The 3,487-nt window shown below is 63.7% G+C and carries 3 protein-coding genes and 1 pseudogene; 1 reads left to right on the top strand and 3 read right to left on the bottom strand.

The genetic code is table 11. The features are described from left to right. Nucleotides 1-19: 19 nt before the first annotated feature. The 3 genes from WB785_RS06100 to WB785_RS06090 all read right to left on the bottom strand — a co-directional run bounded on the left by WB785_RS06100 (nucleotide 20) and on the right by WB785_RS06090 (nucleotide 2,991). Nucleotides 20-1,213 (bottom strand): amidohydrolase family protein, encoded by a 1,194-nt coding sequence (locus tag WB785_RS06100; protein WP_424077864.1) that lies wholly within the window; start codon nucleotides 1,211-1,213, stop codon nucleotides 20-22. Nucleotides 1,214-1,303: 90 nt separating this feature from the next. Next, on the bottom strand, nucleotides 1,304-2,347 hold the full coding sequence (locus WB785_RS06095) for a hotdog fold thioesterase (RefSeq protein WP_424077863.1): 1,044 nt from the start codon (nucleotides 2,345-2,347) through the stop codon (nucleotides 1,304-1,306). A 92-nt stretch (nucleotides 2,348-2,439) separates the two neighbouring features. Continuing rightward, complete coding sequence (locus WB785_RS06090; RefSeq protein ID WP_424077862.1) at nucleotides 2,440-2,991, bottom strand: hypothetical protein; 552 nt, start codon at nucleotides 2,989-2,991, stop codon at nucleotides 2,440-2,442. Nucleotides 2,992-3,250: 259 nt separating this feature from the next. Between WB785_RS06090 and WB785_RS06085 the strand changes: the two are divergent. Beyond that, nucleotides 3,251-3,487 (top strand): annotated as a pseudogene (locus tag WB785_RS06085) (DUF4185 domain-containing protein); the annotation flags it as partial.

Below are 3,487 nucleotides of genomic sequence, written 5' to 3'. Positions count from 1 at the left end.
CTGCGTCTGCTCGGCAGGCTCAAGCGTGGACCGGCTTGGAGACCTTCATCAGCTTCATCAGGTTGCCGCCCATGATCTTTGCGACATCCTCTTCGCCGAAATCGGTGAGCTCGTCGACGAACGAGATGGGGTCTTTCAGGCCTTCGGGGTGTGGCCAGTCGGATCCGAACAGCACCCGGTCGGTGCCGACCATCTTGACGATCTCGGTGAAACGGTCCTCCCAGAACGGGGTGATGTAGACGCAACGCTTGAACGCCTCGATCGGGTCCTCGCTAAACGACTGCGGCATCTTCTTGTAGACGCCCTTGAGGCCCTTGAACAGGTCCGGCACCCAGTCGGCGCCGTTTTCGATCGATAGGATTCGCAGCTCCGGATTGCGCGACAGCGCGCCGTGGCACACCAGCGCACCCATTGCGTCCAGGATCGGCCGATGGCCCATCGCGAAACTGCGGAAGGCGGTCGGCTTGAACGGCAGGAACTCGTCGCCGGGTTCCCACACGTTTGCGAACTCGGAATAGCCACTGTCCGAGGCGTGCATCGAGACCGGAAGCTCGGCCTTGATGCAGGCCTGCCAGAACGGGTCGAATTCCTCGAGTCCGAATGACCGGCTGCCGCGGTAGCCCGGCACCGGCGCCGGGCGGACCAGCACCGTGCGGGCGCCGCGCTCCAGGACCCATTCGAGTTCTTCGAGCGCGCGCTCGACAATCGGCAGCGTGATGACCGGGGTGGCGAAGATGCGCTCCTGGTAGTTGAACGACCACGTCTCGTACATCCATTCGTTGAGCGCGTGGATGACGTCGTGGGTCATCTCCGGGTCGTCCTTCATGCGCTCTTCGACCAGGCTGGCCAGGGTGGGGAACATCAACGCGTAGTCGATGCCGAGCTCGTCCATGGCCTCCAGCCGCGGCGCGGGCTCACGGAAGGCCGGGATCGCCTTCATCGGCTCACCCAGGATCTCGCGATAGGTCTTGCCTTGCGCGCCGTTGCGGAAGTAGTCCTCCTGGGCACCCGGCTTGGCGACCTTCTCGAAGGTCGGGTTGGGGATGTACTCGCTGATGTGGCCGCGCACGACGATCTTGGTGCGACCGCGAACCTGCACGTAGTCGATCACGTTCTTGCGCTTGTCCGGCAAGAACTTGGTCAACGCTTCCTGCGGTTCATACATGTGGTTGTCGGCGTCGAACACCGGGAAGGAAAGCTCGCGAGACGGCATGGCGATCTCCTTGCAAAAGTCTGGGTTCTCAGTGGGTGGTAATGACGTTACCACTTCTGTGCGACAAGCTGTAATCGGTCGATGGCGGGGTCAGGCGCGCGGCCAGTCCGGCAGCTTCGGGGTCGCTCCGTTGATGACGGCGAAATTCACCGTGGCCGTAGCGAGCAGCTCCTCCTGGGCATCACCGCCGCCGCCGTCGCCGTAGACGTCGATCTGCATGACCATCGCGCGCCGGCCGCTGCGCAGCATCCGCGGTACCGCGAACGCCGAGCCTTGCCGGATCGGACGCAGGTAGCGGATGAACAGGTCGGCGGTCGTCATCGTGGTGCCGTCCCGCAGGTAGTCCAGCCCGAACTGTCCGCCCGCGACGTCGACGAGCGTGGCCACCAACCCACCCTGCAGGGCGCCGGATGTGTTGACTACCTGAGGGCTGACCGGCATCGTCATCGCGAATTCGCCGTTGCGAGCGCCCGGCCGTATTCCGATCTGGCTGAACAACTCGCTCAGCGTCGGCGGTGCCGGCGGCACGCCGTCGTCTGCGCCAAGGGCGCGGATGCAGAAGTCGTATAGATGGGCCGAATCAATTGGCGCACCTGTTAATTCGGCTCCCAGCCAATGCAATCGGAGGGCGCCCAAGATGGTCTGCATGACGATCGCCGCGGCGGGCCCGACATCAAGGTTAGGCCGGAAAACTCCTTCGGTGATACCGCGCTGCACGACGTCTCGGACCAGCTCGTGCAGCGGGGAGAGCACCTGGGCATAGTCGCGGGGCCGGGTTTCGGCCAGATGCTGGTTGTACAGGTTCATCGCCCGATTCAGGCTGTCCTGAGTGCTCGACTCAGGCTCGGCGCTTATCCGGTCGATGATCAGTTTGATCGCGGCAGTGCTGTCCAGTCCGTTGGTCTCGGCACGCCAGGTTTGTGCCGACTGCGCCATGGTCCGCTCCAACAGCGCAATCAGCAATTCGTCCTTGCTGCTGAAGTGCTGATAAAACGCCCGCAATGAGGTCTTCGAGCGGGCGACCACCTCTTGCACGGTGAAGTCGGTGCGCCCCGTCTCGCCCAGGATCTCGACGGAGGTCTTGATGAAGCGGGCAGCACGCGTCGTCAATTCGGCTTCGTCATCCGGGGCCATCCCGCCTCCTTATCGCGCGCTGAGGGGCGCTGTGAGAATGAGATTACCGCGGTTTCGGTGGGGACGGTTAGACCGGCGAGACGGGGACCCGGTTATGGCAGCAACGGCAGGCGCCAGACCGGCGTCCCGGGGTCGAGAAACCAGAGCCGGGTGGCGGTCAGCCGCACGATCCGCACTGCGCCGCGGATCATGATCGCCGCGAGGGGCAGGTTGCCGAGCGCCGCGGTCAGGACAGACACTCGCATTTGGCTCGGGCCGGCGGTCATGATGTCGAACCAGGCATCACAGATCAGCAGAACCCCTGTTGTGAACGCGGCGAGCAACACCATCTGTCGGCGCAGCCAGCCCAGCACCGCGGTAGCGATCATGAACGCGATGAGCACACAGTCAAAGCCGATCCACGTCGCCGGCCAGTTATGGGCGACATAGTTCGCGGGCAAGGTGAAGCCGAGGTATACGGTCCACGGGATCAGCGCGATAACGCCGCCCACCATCAGGGTTAACCGGTTTCGCCGCATGCGTCTCGCCATTACTGGTGGCAACACTCCGTCGAGCGGACGCTCCAAACGCCGAATCAAGTCCTTGCGTTCATCTGGTGACATCGCCGCTATATGGGCATCCGACAGCTCGCCGTAGCCAGTCATGAGTCTTGAGTATCCTCGGCCGCTGGCCGACACCGCTTCGCGCGATCATCGTTGAGATTGCGGTCAGGGCTGTTGTTTGAGCGAAATCACGACCCTGAGCGCAACGTCAACGGGGGTGGTTGTGACACGGTCACAACCGGATACCGATCCGGCGTATCACTGAGCCCAATTCTCACTGCAGTCACTATCGTCACAGGTTCGATCCCTGTGCGTCGGCTGTCGACGAACCAACGGGAAAGTCCAGGCACCCTTCGGAGGTTTGACGTTGTCGGTATTTCCCCGACTCGCGCCGATATCGGTGGCGGCGGTGACCGCCATTGGACTCGTGGCTCCGGTCGTCGTGGCTCCTCCAGCGGCCGCCGCACCCTGCGCACAATCGTTCTCCGCGGCAGCGCCGAATGGCGTTCAGGCGTTGCCGGGGGCGGCGGTGCCGCCGGTAGAACATGTGCCGACGGGGCGGATGCCGCGCGGCGCACAGAACCAAGCTGCGCCGCCT

The organism is Mycobacterium sp., from assembly GCF_049585075.1.
GTDB lineage: Bacteria > Actinomycetota > Actinomycetes > Mycobacteriales > Mycobacteriaceae > Mycobacterium.
This window is presented reverse-complemented; position numbering and strand designations above follow the sequence as displayed.

Excerpts from the sequence above, each read along its gene's own strand:
- WB785_RS06100 (WP_424077864.1), bottom strand. The coding sequence starts at position 1,213 with ATGCCGTCTCGCGAGCTTTCCTTCCCGGTGTTCGACGCCGACAACCAC.
- WB785_RS06095 (WP_424077863.1), bottom strand. The coding sequence starts at position 2,347 with ATGGCCCCGGATGACGAAGCCGAATTGACGACGCGTGCTGCCCGCTTC.
- WB785_RS06090 (WP_424077862.1), bottom strand. The coding sequence starts at position 2,991 with ATGACTGGCTACGGCGAGCTGTCGGATGCCCATATAGCGGCGATGTCA.